Consider the following 15,145-nt stretch of genomic DNA (forward strand, 5'->3'; position numbering starts at 1 on the left):
GGGAATGCCGACCGCGAGACGGAATCGGGCAGGCGCGGGTCGCCCTCCCGCCGCACCAGTGAAGATTCCGCAAATCCACGGGCAAGCCGAGCACAAGTTGTTATCTTGAGCCCGCGGAGGAGCCATGGGTCGTCACGGGGGTACGCGGTCAACCGAGCGCGTCAACGCGTGGCTGCGCACTGCTCGCACTCGGTTCGATCCGCTCGTCGTGGTGGTGGGCGTCGTCTCGCTGGTCGTCTACTACCTGCACGGTCTCGACGGCAGGCTGACTCGAGACGTCGGCGTGTACGCGTACGCGGGCCAGCAGTTCGCCGACGGCGTACCTCCGTACGAAGGAATCCTGAACCGTGCCGGACCCCTGGCGCATATGATCCCCGGGGTCGGCGTCGTCGGGGCACGATTGTTCGGACTCGAAGACCTGACCGGGATGCGTATCCTCTTCCTGCTGCTCACGGTCGCATGTGCCTGCGTCACCTATCTGTTCGCCAAAGATCTGTTCGACTCGCGCGCCGCCGGATTGGCCGCTGCGTTCGCGTTCCTGACCTTCGAAGGATTCATCGAGTACGCATCGAACGGACCGCGTGAGAAGACATCGGCGGCGCTCTTCTTGCTCTGTACGCTGTGGGCCGCGTACAGACATCGATGGTTCGCCGCAGGGGCTTGGCTCAGCCTTGCCACGTTGACGTTGCAGATCGTCTTTCCACTGGGGCTCGCCGCGATCCTGGTGCAGGCACTCGTGGTGCCTGGCGGGCGGATCCGAGCGCTTGCACGCGCGGCCGTCGGCGGGATCGTCGTCCTCGCCGTGTTCATCCTCTACTTCGCGGCCGCCGGAGCACTCGAGTTGTTCTTCCAGGGCTTCTGGCTGATCAACGCCAGCGAGACCGGGGCTTCACCGTTCACCAACGACGTCGCAACGAACTGGCTCACCCTCGAGGACGGCTACGGCGCATCGCTGTGGGTAGGGATTGCCGGGGTTGCCACGCTACTGGTGATGTCCGTCCTGGCCCACTTCAGGAGCTACCGAGCGCGGCGGCCGTACGCCGTGCCGGTCGCGGCACTCGGCGCCGCGACGCTCGCAGGCGTCGCGTGGATCCTGCGCGAGTACGACTGGTGGCCCGACGCCATGCAGGTGCTCCCGGTGGCCGCGCTCGGGATCGGAGCGCTGGCAGCCGAGCTGACCAGGCACCTGCGGTTGCGCTGGTCCGGCCCGATCGTGCTCGCCTGGCTCGTCGCTGCAGTGGTGTTGGCGACGTCGTTCGCGGTCGGCGAGCGAAATCACGATCTCGTCGCGCAGCGTGCCTCGGTCAACGCCAAACTGCGCGTCCTGCCGTCCGCGACGATCCTCTCGATCAGCTCGCCGCACGCGCTCGTACTCGCCGGCCAGACGAACCCGATCCCCTATCAGATGTTTTTCAAGGGCCTGAACGAGTACGTGAACGACACCTGGCCGGGCGGCCTCGCCGGTCTCGGCAACTGGGTCGGCGAGGAGCGACCGACGCTGATCGCCGTCAACTCGGCGATGCCTCCGGCGTGGTTGAGGCCGACCCTCGATCGGTTCTACGTACCGGCAGGCGTCGAACCCCATCTGCATTGGTACGTCGACCGCTCCGTCGGTCGGAGCACCGTGTTGAAGCTTCGACACGACCAGGCGCGCATTCGACGTCGTTCGCGCTGAGGCCGCGCCAAATCCACGGCTACGGCCGATGCGATTGCTATGTTGAGGGGTCCGTTCCGAGGCGGAGAGGCGCGAATGGAGCAACCGGCGGGGCCGGGGCGGCCCGAACGCATCGCGGGTTCGCTGCGCACGATACTCACCCGTGGTGATCCGCTCGTCCCGGTCGTCGGCGGCATCTCGCTGCTGGTCTACGCACTGCATGGCATAGACGGCAAGCTCTCGCGCGATCTCGCGGTGTACGGCTACGCCGGGCAGCAGTTCGCCGATGGCGTACCCGCGTACGAGGGCATCCTCAACCGGGCCGGTCCGCTCGCACATATGGTCCCTGGAGTCGGTGCTCTGGCTGCGCGACTTCTCGGGCTCGAAGACCTGACCGGCATGCGGCTCCTCTACCTGCTGATCAGCGTCGCCTGCACCTGTGTGGTCTACCTGTTCGCCCGCGACCTGTTCGACTCCCGCACGGCGGCGCTCTGCACCGCGCTCGCGTTCCTCACCTTCGGCGCGTTCATCGAGTACGCCTCGTACGGCCCTCGTGAGAAGACGCCGATGACGCTCTTCCTGCTCTGCTCGCTCTGGGCGGCGTACCGCCGGCGTTGGGTCGGAGCCGGTGTATGGCTGGGCCTCGCGACCCTCACCCTGCAGATCGTCTTCCCCGTCGGTGCCGCCGCGATCCTGGTCCAAGCCCTGGCAGTACGCGGCGAGCGCATCCGCGCACTCGTTCGTACCGCCGTCGGCGGGCTGGTCGTGCTCGCCGTGTTCATCGGCTACTTCACGATCGTCGGCGCGCTGGACGATTTCATCGAAGGCTTCTGGCGGATCAATGCCCGATACACCCAACCGAGTGCGTTCACCGACGATGTCGCCGGCAACTGGCACAACCTGCAGTACGGCTACGCCGCCTCCCTGTGGGTCGCCGTCGCCGGAATCGTCGCGATCCTTGCGTTCTCCCTATTGGCGGTACGCCCCGGATATCGCGAGCGACACCCCAGTGCCGTCGGAGTTGCGGCCCTCGGAGCCGCGACGGCCGTCGCGCTCGTCTGGACGCTGCGCGAGTACGACTCCTGGCCGGACGCCATGCTGGTCCTACCGACGGCCGCATTCGGCATCGGTGTCCTCGCCGCGGAGGTCGAGGCCCGGGTGCAGGTTCGCTGGGCTCGACCTGCCGCTCTCGCCTGGGTTCTGGTCGCTGCCGTGTTGGCGACGTCGTTCTCGGTCGGTGAACGCAACCACGGCCTGGTCGCGCAACGCTCAAACGTCAAAGCGACACTACGTAAGCTGCCATCGGCAACCATCCTGGCCGTCAACTCCCCTCAGGCACTCGTACTCTCGGGCAAGACCAACCCGATCCGCTACCAGATGTTCTCGTCGGGCATGAACGATTACCTCGACGACACGTTGCCGGGTGGGCTGGCGGGACTCGCCGAACGGATCGGCCGGGTCCGGCCGACGCTGATCACGTTCGGCAACGGCAATGTCCCGCCGTGGTTCGCCGAAACCCTCCACCGCTACTACGCCAAGGCGGGTAAGGCACCCGGTTGGGTCTGGTACGTCGACCGCGAGGTCGGGCACCGAATGGTGATGAAGCTCAGGCATCCGAAGCGGCACCAGCACAACCGGGCAAAGCGTGGCAGCGCGTAGTCGGCACACCGTCGCCCTCGCACTCGGGTCGGCGGCAAACGGTTTGCTTGCGTATGTCGTCTTCGCACTCACCACCCGGATACTCGGCCACGATGCTGCGCCCGTCTCGGTGCTGTGGAGCTACTGGGGCTTCGCGGGCGCCGCGCTGACGTTCCCGCTACAGCACTGGATCGCGCGTACGCTCACCGCCGACGGCCCGGGCACGGTGCGCCATTCGCTTCCCCGGGTGACCGGCCTCATCGCCGGTGTCGCAGTGACCAGCGGAGTCCTCGCGTGGTTGGGTCGCGACGCGTTGTTCCACCGCGACGACGTCTGGTTTCCACTGCTGGTCACGCTGGTCACCGTCGGCTCCGCCCTGATGGGGGTTGTACGCGGGTCGCTTGGCGGCCGCGACCGGTTCGGCGCAGTCGCCGTCAGCCTCGCCACCGAGAACGCGGTTCGTTGCGTCGCAGTGGGCATCGTCGCCGGCGTCGGCGACGACGATCCGGTCGCGTACGGGTTCTGCATCGTGGCCGGCTACCTCGCCGCCGGTTGCTGGCCGAGCGCACTGCACTTCGGCCCGGAACGTACGACGGCACGCGCCCACTCGGCGATGGAGTTCCTGTCGGGCGCAGGGCTCGCGCAGCTTCTCGGACAGGTCGTACTGACCGGCGGCCCGGTCGCGCTCGCATTGGCCGGCGGATCGGCGGCACAGGTGACCGCGCTGTTCGCTGCGCTGGCGTTGTTCCGCGCCCCGTACACCCTCGCCCTCGGTATGGTCGCGCAGCTCACCACTGCCATCACCAGACTCGTCGTATCGGGTGCCGTCGGCGTTCTGCGTCGCATCCGCGCGGTCACGGTCGCGGCCACCGTGGTCCTGTGCGCGCTCGGCGGGCTCGGGGCGGCATGGCTCGGCCCGGATGTCATCAGGCTAATCTTCGGCGACACGATCGACTTTCCCGCAGGCGAGTCGGCGATCGTGGCCATCGGTTGTGTTCTCGCCGTCGCGAACCTCATCCAGACGATCATCTCGCTGGCCCACGACCGCCCGGGCACAGTCGCCGTCTCGTGGGTTGTCGCCCTGCTGGGCGGGGTTGTCGCGTACGTTGTGCTCGCCGATCTCGCGGCGAGCGAGGCGATCGTCTGGTGCTTCCTCGTCGCGGAGTCCGTCGCATTCGCCTCGCTGCTCCTCGCCGACGCGCGACGCTTCTGATATCATGGCGCTGATATCAGAGGTGAGCACCGTGGAACAGATCCTGATCCGCAATCTCCCCCCGGGGACCAAGGCGGCGCTACGCGCGCGTGCGCAGCAACATCACCGCTCGACGGAGGCAGAGGCCCGCGAGATCATCGCGGCCTACCTCGACCATGGGCCTGCGACACTCGTCGACCTGCTGAGCACCGACGAGGGCGCGGACGTCGAGTTCGAACCCGATCACCTGGGCCTCACCGCCCGCACCCCAGAGTTGTGAGATACGTGCTGGACACCAATGTGGTGTCGGCGCTTCGGGTGCGGGGCCGCAACAAGACCGTCGAAGCCTGGGCGTCATCCATCCCAGTCGTCGACCAGTACGTGACCGCACTGACCATCGCTGAGATCGAGCGAGGAGTCACCGTCAAGGAACGATCCGACGCAGAGCAAGGAGCGGTCTTACGCCGGTGGTTCGAAGACCACGTCCTTCCGACGTTCGCCGACCGCGTGTTGTCGTTCGACCTACCGGCCGCCCGGACCCTTGCCAGCTACCGAGTTCCCGAGCATGCGCCATTCGACGACGCACTCATCGCGGCCATCGCGCAATCCAATGACATGATCGTCGCAACACGTAACACCAAACACTTCGAACCTCTCGGGATCCGATCCGTCAACCCGTGGGACTCGACACCGCACTGAGGCGCGTCGGGGTGCGATACCGCACTTCGTCGGGAATACTCGCGACCATGCGAGGTTTGATCCTCGCCGGGGGCACGGGGTCCCGACTCGACCCCATCACCCGCGGCACCAGCAAACAGCTCGTCTCGGTGTACGACAAGCCGATGATCTACTACCCGCTGTCCACCCTGCTGCTCGCCGGCATCCGCGACATACTCATCATCACGACTCCGCATGAGTCCGATGCGTTTCGCCGGCTGCTCGGCGACGGCGCACAATACGGCATCTCCATCTCGTACGCGGTGCAGTCGACTCCGAACGGGTTGGCGCAGGCGTTCGTCATCGGTGAGGACTTCATCGGGTCCGATCGCAGCGCCCTCGTGCTCGGCGACAACGTGTTCTACGGCCAGGGTCTCGGTCTACAACTGAAACGCTTCGCGACGCTCGATGGCGCTGCCATCTTCGCTTACCGTGTGAGCGACCCCGAGGCGTACGGAGTGGTGGAGTTCGATGAGAACCGGCGCGCCATGTCACTGCAGGAGAAGCCGGAGCATCCGCGGAGCAACTACGCCGTGCCCGGCCTGTACTTCTACGACAACCGAGTCGTCGACGTGGCGAAGTCGGTGCGGCCGTCGCCGCGCGGGGAGTACGAGATCACCGATATCAACCGCTGGTACCTCGAGCGGGAGGCCTTGCAGGTATCGGTTCTCGCGCGCGGCACGGCGTGGCTCGACACCGGCACCTTCGACTCGCTCAACGACGCCAGCAACTTCATCCGCGCCGTACAGACCAGACAGGGCATGAAGATCGGCGCACCGGAGGAAATCGCCTGGCGCCAGGGGTTCCTGTCCGACGACGAGCTCCGGGAGCGCGCCGAGGCGATGGTCAAGAGCGGCTACGGGACGTACCTGCTCGAGCTACTCGAGCCTTGAGCGGCTCCCACCATGCCCGGTTGTCGACGTACCAGGCGACGGTGTCGCGCAGGCCTTCGGCGAACTCGATGCGCGGCTCGAAGCCGAGCTCCCCGCGAATCTTGTCGCTGTTGAGCGAGTAGCGCAGGTCGTGACCGAGCCGGTCTTCGACGTTGACAACGCTGCTCCAGTCGGCGCCGCAGCTGTCGAGGAGCAGTCCGGTCAGCTCGCGGTTGCTCAGTTCTTGCCCGCCGCCGATGTTGTAGACCTCGCCGGGACGACCTCCGTCGACAACCGCGTGCACGGCGCGGCAGTGATCGTCGACATGCAGCCATTCGCGTACGTTGGCGCCCTCGCCGTACAACGGCACGGTGCCACCGTCGATGAGGTTCGTGACGAACAGCGGGATGACCTTCTCGGGGAACTGATGCGGGCCGTAGTTGTTGGAGCATCGGGTGATGCAAACGGGCAGACCGTGTGTGCGGTGGTACGCGCGGGCGAGCAAGTCGCTCGACGCCTTCGAGGCGGCGTACGGTGAGTTCGGCTCGAGCGGACACGACTCGTCCCAGCTGCCTTCTGCGATCGTGCCGTACACCTCGTCGGTCGACACGTGTACGAACCGGTCGATGTCGCGCGCCAACGCTGCGTCCAGCATGGTCTGGGTGCCGACGATGTTCGTGAGTACGAAGTCCGTCGCACCCGCGATCGAGCGGTCGACGTGACTCTCGGCAGCGAAGTGCACCACGACGTCGACCGTCGTCAACAACTCGTCGACGAGGTCGCGGTCGCCGATATCCCCGCGGACGAAGGAGAATCTCGGATCGCGGCGTACGTCTTCGAGGTTGGTCAAGGTGCCGGCGTACGTGAGCTTGTCGAGTACGACGAGCCGGTCGGGTGAGGTGCCGCCCCACGCGCCATCGAGGACGTTGCGTACGTAGTGACTGCCGATGAACCCGGCGCCGCCGGTGACGAGCATTCTCACAGGTGTGCTCCCGGCTTGGTAGCGGCCAGGAAGACCGACGAACCGAACGGCACGTCACGCGAGGTGAGCACCGATCGTTCAGCGCGGCACAGACCCATCAGCACTCGGTCGAGCGTTGGCGAGACCGGCGTGAGTCGGGCCTCGCCTGCCCGGCCGAGCCGTCGGCGTACGTTGCGCACGGCGCGTTCGGCGACGAACATCGGGAACACCGCGCCGAACGCGTACGTCGCCCGGTCGACCCGGAGGCCGGCGCGCTCGACCGCATCGACCAGCCGGCTGCGGGTGTAGCGGCGATAGTGGCCGGCGCGTACATCGTGATCGGACCACGCCCATTGGTATGCGGGCACCGAAAGCAGCATCCGGCCGCCGCCGACGAGCACCCGCGCCAGCTCGGAGAGAGCCGTGGCCTCCGACTCACAGTGCTCGACGACGTCGAACGCGGTGACCCCGTCGAACGTGCCGTCTGCGAACGGCAGCGCGTCGAGCGATGCGCACACCCCTTCTCCCGCGGTCAAGCCGTCGGGGATGAGGTCGACACTCACGACGCGTCGATCGGGCCTTCGCATCCAGCCGACACTCGGACCGTCGGCACTGCCGACGTCGAGCAGGGTGGCGGCATCGGGAAGATAGTCGGCCAGTGTGGCTTCCAGCAGCTCACTGCGCGCGCGATACCACCAGTAGTCGGGCTGGTCGAGCGACGCCGAGCCGGATTGTTCGACCGTCATCGCTCTGCTCCCGCCAAGACCGCGGTACGGAAGACATCGACGACCCGATCGACGTCAGCCTCGCTCAGGTCGTTGTAGAACGGCAACCGCAGCAGCCGACCGCTGATGTCCACCGTCACCGGGCAGTCGGTCTCTCTGGCCGCGAACTTGCGACCGCCGTCGGAGTCGTGCAGCGGTACGTAGTGGAAGACGGCGTTGACTCCGGCGTCGTGCATCTCACCGAGCACGCGGTCACGGCTCGGTTTGTCGTCCAACAGCACATAGAACATGTGGTACGCGGACCCGCGATCGGGCGGCGGATCGGCGATCGTGATGCCGAGCTCATCGGCATCCGGGCCGAGGCGATCCTCGTACCACTGATGGATTCTGCGCCGCGCCGTCTGGATCTCGGTCGCGTGCTCCAACTGCGCAAGGAGGTATGCGGCGAGGGTGTCGGACATACCAAACGACGACCCGGTGTCTTTCCAGGAGTACTTGTCGACCTGACCCAGCATGAACGCCCGGCGGTTCGTGCCCTTGTCGTACAGGATCCGCGCCCGGTCGATGTCGGCCGGGTCGTTGAGCAGCAGGGCACCGCCCTCACCGCACACGATGTTCTTCGTCTCGTGGAAGCTCTGCGTCGCGAACCTGCCGAGAGTGCCCAGCGCCTCGCCGCGCCAGGTGCCGAGATAGCCGTGTGCGTTGTCTTCGATCAGCGAGATCTCGGGCCATTGCGACAGCACCTTGCGTATGCCCTCGACATCGCAGGCGACACCTGCGTAATGCACGATCACCACGGCGCGTACGGACTCATCGACCAGGCTCGCGAGGTGCTCGGGATCCATACCGAGCGTGCGCTCCTCGATATCGCAGAAGATCAGCCGGGCGCCCTGACGGGCGAATGCGAGCCCCGTCGCCGTGAACGTGAACGACGGTACGACGACCGTGTCTCCGGGTTCGAGGTCGAGCATCAACGCGCTGAGCTCGAGGGCACTGGTGCACGACGTGGTCAGCAGCGCCTCCTCGGCGCCGATGTGCTCGCGGACCAGCGCGGCGGCCTTCGCGGAGTACGGACCTCCCGCCGAGGTGCGGCCACTCTCGATCGAGTCGCGTACGTAGGCGAGCTCATCGCCGACGATCGAAGGCCGGTTGAACCGGATCCGATCGGACGAGTTGGGTTCAGACATTCGCCCCTCCTACATCGACTCGCCACGGTAGCTCGCGATTCAGCAGGCGACCCAGCGCTTCGTCGGTGTCGGCGTAGTACGCACGCAACGACTCGACCAGATCGGCCGGCAGCGACGGTAGCGGCTCGCTGCTCGCATTGACGGCCTCGCTCGCGTACGTACCGCCCCGTGGATCGACACCGAGGTCGGCGTACACCGAGCGCACGGCTTCGGGGTCGCCCGTCAGCTCGGCGAGGAACCACACATGCGACGTGCCCGGGAAGGTGTCCAGCCACGGCGGCAGGTAGTCGGCATAGCGACCGCGCTCGACGTACGCGAACGGCGACACCGACGTCGCCGTGGGGTCCCACGCTGCCGGAGCATCGAGGTTCTCGCGCAACGCGCGCTCCACCGGGCGGCTCTCGAACCCGTTGTCGGTGCTGAACCGCCAGTTCGACACCGCACGGTCGACCGGGTCGCGGAGCATGACCGCTATCTGCGCACTCCCGAGTATCCGGCGCGCGCGCTCGGGTGCGAGCGGGTCCTCCAGATAACTGGTGCTCTTCTCCCCCAGCAGACTCTCACCACGCGCATGGGAGAAGTACGTCGCGCGATACCAGTCGCTCCCTCGGTCTGCGAGCTCATCGGAGCAGAACACCTTCGGCTCCGGCCGTGCCGGCCGCGCCATCGTGATCTGCGGATGCGCGTCGAGCAGCCCGTGCAGGTACGTCGTGCCGCACCGCTGCGCGCCGATCACCAGCAAGTGCTCCGGCTCGGCCGCGCTCACGGACCCACCCGGTCGACCACGTGGTAATGCTGCATCGTGCTGACCGTGTTGAGCGTACGAACGACGTACTCCCCCAGCATCGACAACAACGCGATCGTGACGCCGTTGAAGAACGCCAGCAGCACGACAAGGGTCGTCCATCCCGGTACGGCCTGAGTGCCGATCATCGCCCGAACGAGATACGTCGCCCCGAGCACGAAGCTGAGCACCGCGATCACGGCGCCGAAGCTCGCTGCGACCCGCAGCGGGAACGACGAGTACGCGAACAAGATGGTGAGCACCAGCCGCAGGATCCGCGAAAGTCCGTACGTACTCTTGCCGACGGCGCGCTGGTCGTGCCGCACCGTGACGTTGGCCCGGTTGAACGAGTACATCAACGACTGCCCGGTGATGTAGGGATACGCGACCCGCGAGGCACAGATGCGGTCGACGACGTCACGACGCAGCACCCGGAAGTTGGACACGACCAGGTCCGGCGGCTGCGCGAAGATCCGCCGGTTGATCATGCCGATCAGCTTGCTGCCGATCCGCCGGTAGCCCGCGGCCTGCTTACGGTCGAAGCGGCCGAAGACCGCGTCGTACCCCTTCATCGCTTCGTCGATCAGCAACAACGCCTGGTCGGGAGGGTTCTGCAGATCGTCGTCCATCGTGATGACGTAGTCGCCGGTCGCCTCACGCATGCCGGCGAGGTTGGCGAAGTGCTGACCGTAGTTGCGCAGCAGGTTCAGCGCGATCACATGCGGGTTGCTCTCGGCCCGCCCCGCGATGACGTCCCAGCTACCGTCGCGGCTGCCGTCGTTGACGAGGATCAACTCGTACGAGAGGCCGGCCGTCTCGAACACGTCGACGATCGTGTCGACCGTACGACCGACCAGCGCGACGCTGTTGTACACCGGCACCACGATCGAGTACGTGAACGCGGTGCGGTCCATCCCGTCTGCCGGGCCGTCATCGTCGCTGTGCCGCTGCACTCCGGAACCGTCGTTCGTGGCGCTCACCCCGTATTTAGTCGCATGGCCACCGCCCGTAATGGTAGGTCACCAGCGGCGTCAATGGGCTCTAACACCCACATCGGCCGTGCCGTCACGGTCTGGCGACGGCGCGACGGACCCGTGAATTACCACGGGCCCATAGCAAACCCCGCCACTCACCAGCAAACTTGCTGGGTAGCGGCGCGGAATGCCATGGGCCCGTGGTAATTCACGCGGCAGCTCAGCTGTCGAGCGCGGCGTCCAAGGTGATGGTGGTGCCCGCAAGCGCCTTGCTCACCGGGCAGGTCTGCTCGGCAGTACGCGCCAGCTCGGCGAACTTGTCGGCGTCGACCCCCGCCACCTGGGCGCGCAGTGTGATCGCGATCCCGGTGATCGCCAGACCGCCGTCGGCCGGCCCGAGGGTCACCTCGGCACTCACGTCGATCGAAGTCGGGTCGAGGCCCTCCTTCTCGAGCACGCCGGAGAGGTTCATCGCCAGGCACGACGAATGTGCTGCAGCGATGAGTTCCTCCGGGCTCGTCTGACCGTCGGGGTCGCCCGAACGGGTCGGGAACGACACGTCGAACTGTCCGGCGTTCGACGAATCGAGCGTGACGTGCCCCGATCCCTTCGAGATCCCGCCGGTCCAGTGGGTGGTTGCGTCGCGACTAGGCATCTGCTGTCTCCTCGTCAGTTGTGACGTACACCAACGAACGTACGTCGCAGACCGCCCGCCCGCATCCGACCAGTGCGCTAGGAGCCGTGCTCCGCCCAATAGCGTTGTACGAAGCCCGCGATCTGGTCGGCGAGCTCGGGGCGGCACACGAGCAGATCGGGTAGCCAGGGGCTCTCGCGGTTGTACTCCAACGGCTTGCCGTCGGCCCGGCTGGTGTGCAGCCCGGCCGCGCGTGCGACGACGACCGGCGCCGCGGAGTCCCATTCGTACTGCCCGCCCGCGTGTACGTAGACATCGGTGAGGTCGCGTACGACCGACATCACCTTCACACCGGCCGAACCCATCGGCACCAGCTCGGCGTCGATCTCCTCCGCGAGCACCTGCACGAACTCCGGCGGCCGCGTACGGCTGACCGCGATCCGTACCCGATCCGAGGTACGCGGTGCGACAACCGCGGGCGTCTCGGTGTTGAACGTCTCGCCGAGCGCGGGCTGAGCCACCGCACCGGCGACCAGGTCTCCGCCCTCCCACAGGGCCACGTGTACGGCCCAGTCATCGCGCGGCGGCTCGGAGAACTCCCGGGTGCCGTCGAGCGGATCGACGATCCACACCCGGTCCGACGACAGCCGCGCCGAGTCGTCGGCGCCCTCCTCGCTGAGGATCGCGTCGCCCGGCCGGTGCTCGGGGATCAGGCGCATCAACAGGTTGTGGCTGGCGAGATCGCCCGCATCCTTGAGCTCTTTGCCCTCGAGTCCCTGTTCGCGCACCTTCAGCAGCTCGGCGCCGGCCTGGTCGGCCAGCCACACGGCGAGCTGGTGGTCATTCATCTCCGTCATGCGGGACATCCTCGCAGGTACGCCCGCGATGCCGAGGTACGGCTTCCCGCCCCGCGTCATGCGGCGAAGTACCGCGACTCAGATCCCACTCTGGAACTGGATGCGATTGAGGTACGTACGGGTCAACGACAGGTTCTTGCCGAGTGCATTGAACCCGTCGCCGCTCATCCGCAGCACCAGCCGGGCAGGTTCGTTCCGCTCCTCGATCGCGAACGAGACCGACATGTCGCCCGGGAATCCCGCAACCCCGCCCGTACCGCTATCGACCTGGAGCGACCGTTTGCCGAGCCACGTCCCGTCCGTACGCCAGATCCGGTACGTGATCGAACCGTTGTCGAACGCGGCGTAGTTGTCGATGTCCGGATAGAGGTACGTGATGAACGCGGACCCGCTGTACGTACCGCGATAGCCGCGATCTGTTGCGGTGAAACGCCCGGAGTACACGATCTTGCACCGACGATCCGCGAGAGCCGCGGAGGTCTTCGGCTGGCAGGCGGCGCCGGGTGCTGCGACGAACCTCGTCATACCGGCCCGCACGCCCTCGTACCACGTGGAGATCGTTGGTGCTGACGTCGAGGTCTTGGCGGGCGGCGGCGCGGTCGCTGCTGACGTCGCGGCGGCCCCGGACGCCGCTGCGAGAAGTGCCGTCGCCGCACCGATTACGAATGGACGCTTGGACATGGCTGCTCCCTCGGTGAGAAGTTCTCCTCGTCCAATGAGAGACACCCGAGGTAGCAAGCCGCATCATCATGCAGAGACGATCTTCCGATCTACTCGGCCGAGCCAAGCACGGTCGGTGAGGCCGTCATCGGCGGAGCGCCATTTGCTCACTCGGGAGACTTGTTCCCGTACACGACGTTCGCCTGGTTGTTCCACCGCAACCCGTAGCGCTGGGCACCATCTACGACCCGCGCGCGGCCACGCACGGCACCGCGCGCGAACTTCACCCGGAGCAACCGACCTCCGTCACGTCGAGCGAAGTAGAGACTCGAACCGGAGCGGAACGCTCCGACGACCTTGGACCAACGGATCGAGCTGCGCGCAGTTCGTCGCCGCGGATGAGACACCCCGGAGTCGAGCGAGAACGGCCTCCAGTACAGCTTCTTGTGTCCGCGCATCGAGTAGTACAACCGGCCCGAACGGAAGAACATGCTCGTCGCCGAGCGGAGGTCCTTGCGAAGTCCCGAGTCACGACCTCGGTACGTCTCGCCGACTCCCGTCGAGACCGACGACCAAGCGCGGTCTCGATACGGGTTCATCGGACGAGCACGCCCTACCTGACGCGGGCGGAACTTCCGGCTGTGCAGGCTTCCGTTGGGCATTGCGTATACGAGACGCCCGTCTGCCACGAACGCTGCACGAATCGAACCGGTTCGACTCAACCCGGCGAGGTCGACTCCAGCCGCTTCGGTCACCCGCCTACCGGTGAAGCGCGCCGCCGTCACCTTCGAACCGTCACGCACTCTTGCTCCGAGTTGATAGACCGTGCCAGGCAGGACGGTCTGTCGTCCGCGCGCGATCTTCGTACCCGGTCGACGCGGCAACAATGCGATGCGAGGGCGCCGGTATCGACGGTTCCCGAGCCATTTCGTGTCGCCCCCGATCCACAGCCCGTCACGATTGGCGACCAAGGCTCCGACACCGACGCCGCGTGGATTTCGGCCCGGGTTCCATCTGAGGGGCATGCCGGTTGCCGGGTCGAGGGCAGCCAGGCTGGGTCGAGGCACGGCTCCCGGTCGCGCCCGGTCCTTTGCGTACGGGTTGTTCATCCACCGTTGGTGCCCGCCGACGTAAACCGCAGAACGGGTGACCGCGACCGAAAGCAGTGTGTCGCCGCCCGTCAGGTTCACCCACGCGGGCTGATGCCGCGCGCTGCGACCGCCGCTTCGGAACCGCGCAACTCCATCGCACAGCGTTCCCTTGTGAGGTCCACCCGTCGCGGCGACCGCGAAGTACTTGCCGCTGGGCGCGTACGCCACACCTCGCATGTAGGTATCCCATTTGTGACCGCAGCGAGCGCGATAGCGTCGCGTTCCCCACCGCATTACCCGGACCTTGCGGCCGAGGCGAAGTTGAGCGAGCTGGGCACGTTGGCGGCCGCCAACGCGGCTGAAGTTGCCCGCGATCACCATTCGGTTGCCACCGGGCGCCGCATCCATCGCTATGACGCCGGTACGTCCCTTCGGCCGTCCGTGGATCCCGCCGAGCGTTCCGGAGACTCCGAACGAGAGCTTGCGTGTCGCCCTGCCCGTTCGTCCGCTCAACGCGACGATTCCTCGATGTTTGGCTCGGCCGACGCGTTTGAACTGGCCGCCTACGTACAGGGTCCCTCGCACTGCGGCAAGTGCTCGGACGTTGCCGTCCATCCTGCGCGATCGGAAGTGAGCGGATCGCCGGCCATTGCCGACGCGCAACCGAGTCACATGCGATGCACGGTGCCCGTTGACCTTCGTGAACTCACCACCGACGTACACCTGGCGTCGTCCCGGCACCCTCACCAGCGAGGTCACGGCGCCGTTGAGCTTCGGCCTGAAGCGGCGGATGACCCGCCCGGTCCTGCGGTCGAACGCGGCGATGAACTTCGCCTTTCGAGCGACCTTCTTGCCCCGGCTCGCGATGCGGGTGAAGGTTCCGCCGATGACGACCGTGTCTCCGACGACCGCGATCGCGTTGACCGCACCATTGCGCACGCTCGGTGTTGTCTTGGCGGGAACCTCGCCGACCGTGCGGCGGGCTCCGTCACCAGAGGCTGCAGGCGCCGACACAAGGCCGGTGATGACAGCCAACGCGACCGTGACAACAACTGGACGGAACAGGCGACGCACGCCGTAGATCGCTCCCACGCTCCCATTGTGCCGGTAGAGGTCACTACCGGACGGGGAAACCTCGCGGCACGGGATATTCGGGATCCGCTGCGATGGCCAAACCCTATGCGCCATAGTGGCGCAGT

At 66.6% G+C, this 15,145-nt stretch carries 15 protein-coding genes; 6 read left to right on the forward strand and 9 right to left on the reverse strand.

Features of this window, described 5'->3' with window-relative positions:
* Nucleotides 1-124 precede the first annotated feature (124 nt).
* The 6 genes from MU582_17945 (at nt 125) to rfbA (ending at nt 6,094) form a co-directional block, all read left to right on the forward strand.
* Nucleotides 125-1,675: a glycosyltransferase family 39 protein gene (locus MU582_17945; protein UPK74301.1), complete on the forward strand. Its 1,551-nt coding sequence runs from the start codon at nt 125-127 to the stop codon at nt 1,673-1,675.
* Nucleotides 1,676-1,750: 75 nt separating this feature from the next.
* Nucleotides 1,751-3,313: a glycosyltransferase family 39 protein gene (locus MU582_17950; GenBank protein ID UPK74302.1), complete on the forward strand. Its 1,563-nt coding sequence runs from the start codon at nt 1,751-1,753 to the stop codon at nt 3,311-3,313.
* Nucleotides 3,300-4,505, forward strand: coding sequence for a hypothetical protein (locus tag MU582_17955; GenBank protein ID UPK74303.1), 1,206 nt, complete (start codon nt 3,300-3,302; stop codon nt 4,503-4,505). Before MU582_17950 ends, MU582_17955 begins: the two co-directional genes overlap by 14 nt.
* 4 nt (nt 4,506-4,509) lie before the next feature.
* Nucleotides 4,510-4,764 (forward strand): hypothetical protein, encoded by a 255-nt coding sequence (locus MU582_17960; protein ID UPK74304.1) that lies wholly within the window; start codon nt 4,510-4,512, stop codon nt 4,762-4,764.
* Between the two features lie 5 nt (nt 4,765-4,769).
* Nucleotides 4,770-5,183, forward strand: coding sequence for a type II toxin-antitoxin system VapC family toxin (locus MU582_17965; GenBank protein ID UPK74305.1), 414 nt, complete (start codon nt 4,770-4,772; stop codon nt 5,181-5,183).
* Between the two features lie 47 nt (nt 5,184-5,230).
* Entirely contained in the window at nt 5,231-6,094 is an 864-nt protein-coding gene (gene rfbA, locus MU582_17970; protein ID UPK74306.1) for a glucose-1-phosphate thymidylyltransferase RfbA, read from the forward strand.
* Here rfbA and rfbB read toward each other — a convergent pair.
* The 9 genes from rfbB to MU582_18015 form a co-directional block, all read right to left on the reverse strand.
* Complete coding sequence (gene rfbB / locus MU582_17975; GenBank protein UPK74307.1) at nt 6,048-7,055, reverse strand: dTDP-glucose 4,6-dehydratase; 1,008 nt, start codon at nt 7,053-7,055, stop codon at nt 6,048-6,050. The two genes, rfbA and rfbB, sit on opposite strands and share 47 nt — an antisense overlap.
* Complete coding sequence (locus MU582_17980) at nt 7,052-7,780, reverse strand: class I SAM-dependent methyltransferase (protein ID UPK74308.1); 729 nt, start codon at nt 7,778-7,780, stop codon at nt 7,052-7,054. The genes rfbB and MU582_17980 overlap by 4 nt, the downstream gene beginning before the upstream one ends.
* The gene (rffA, locus tag MU582_17985; GenBank protein UPK74309.1) at nt 7,777-8,946 is read right to left on the reverse strand and encodes a dTDP-4-amino-4,6-dideoxygalactose transaminase; all 1,170 of its coding nucleotides are present in this window, start codon (nt 8,944-8,946) and stop codon (nt 7,777-7,779) included. Before rffA ends, MU582_17980 begins: the two co-directional genes overlap by 4 nt.
* Nucleotides 8,939-9,712: a sulfotransferase gene (locus MU582_17990; protein UPK74310.1), complete on the reverse strand. Its 774-nt coding sequence runs from the start codon at nt 9,710-9,712 to the stop codon at nt 8,939-8,941. The genes rffA and MU582_17990 overlap by 8 nt, the downstream gene beginning before the upstream one ends.
* On the reverse strand, nt 9,709-10,710 hold the full coding sequence (locus MU582_17995) for a glycosyltransferase family 2 protein (GenBank protein ID UPK74311.1): 1,002 nt from the start codon (nt 10,708-10,710) through the stop codon (nt 9,709-9,711). Before MU582_17995 ends, MU582_17990 begins: the two co-directional genes overlap by 4 nt.
* Nucleotides 10,711-10,924: 214 nt before the next feature.
* Nucleotides 10,925-11,359 carry an OsmC family peroxiredoxin gene (locus MU582_18000; protein ID UPK74312.1) on the reverse strand — a complete coding sequence of 145 codons (435 nt, stop codon included), beginning with the start codon at nt 11,357-11,359 and terminating at the stop codon, nt 10,925-10,927.
* A 77-nt stretch (nt 11,360-11,436) separates the two neighbouring features.
* Entirely contained in the window at nt 11,437-12,195 is a 759-nt protein-coding gene (locus MU582_18005) for a 3'(2'),5'-bisphosphate nucleotidase CysQ (GenBank protein ID UPK74313.1), read from the reverse strand.
* Between the two features lie 78 nt (nt 12,196-12,273).
* The gene (locus tag MU582_18010; GenBank protein ID UPK74314.1) at nt 12,274-12,876 is read right to left on the reverse strand and encodes a hypothetical protein; all 603 of its coding nucleotides are present in this window, start codon (nt 12,874-12,876) and stop codon (nt 12,274-12,276) included.
* 146 nt (nt 12,877-13,022) lie between these two features.
* Nucleotides 13,023-15,038, reverse strand: coding sequence for a hypothetical protein (locus tag MU582_18015; protein UPK74315.1), 2,016 nt, complete (start codon nt 15,036-15,038; stop codon nt 13,023-13,025).
* Between the last annotated feature and the right edge of the window lie 107 nt (nt 15,039-15,145).

The sequence above is a fragment of the Nocardioidaceae bacterium SCSIO 66511 genome (genome assembly GCA_023100825.1).
Taxonomy (GTDB): Bacteria; Actinomycetota; Actinomycetes; order Propionibacteriales; family Nocardioidaceae; genus Solicola.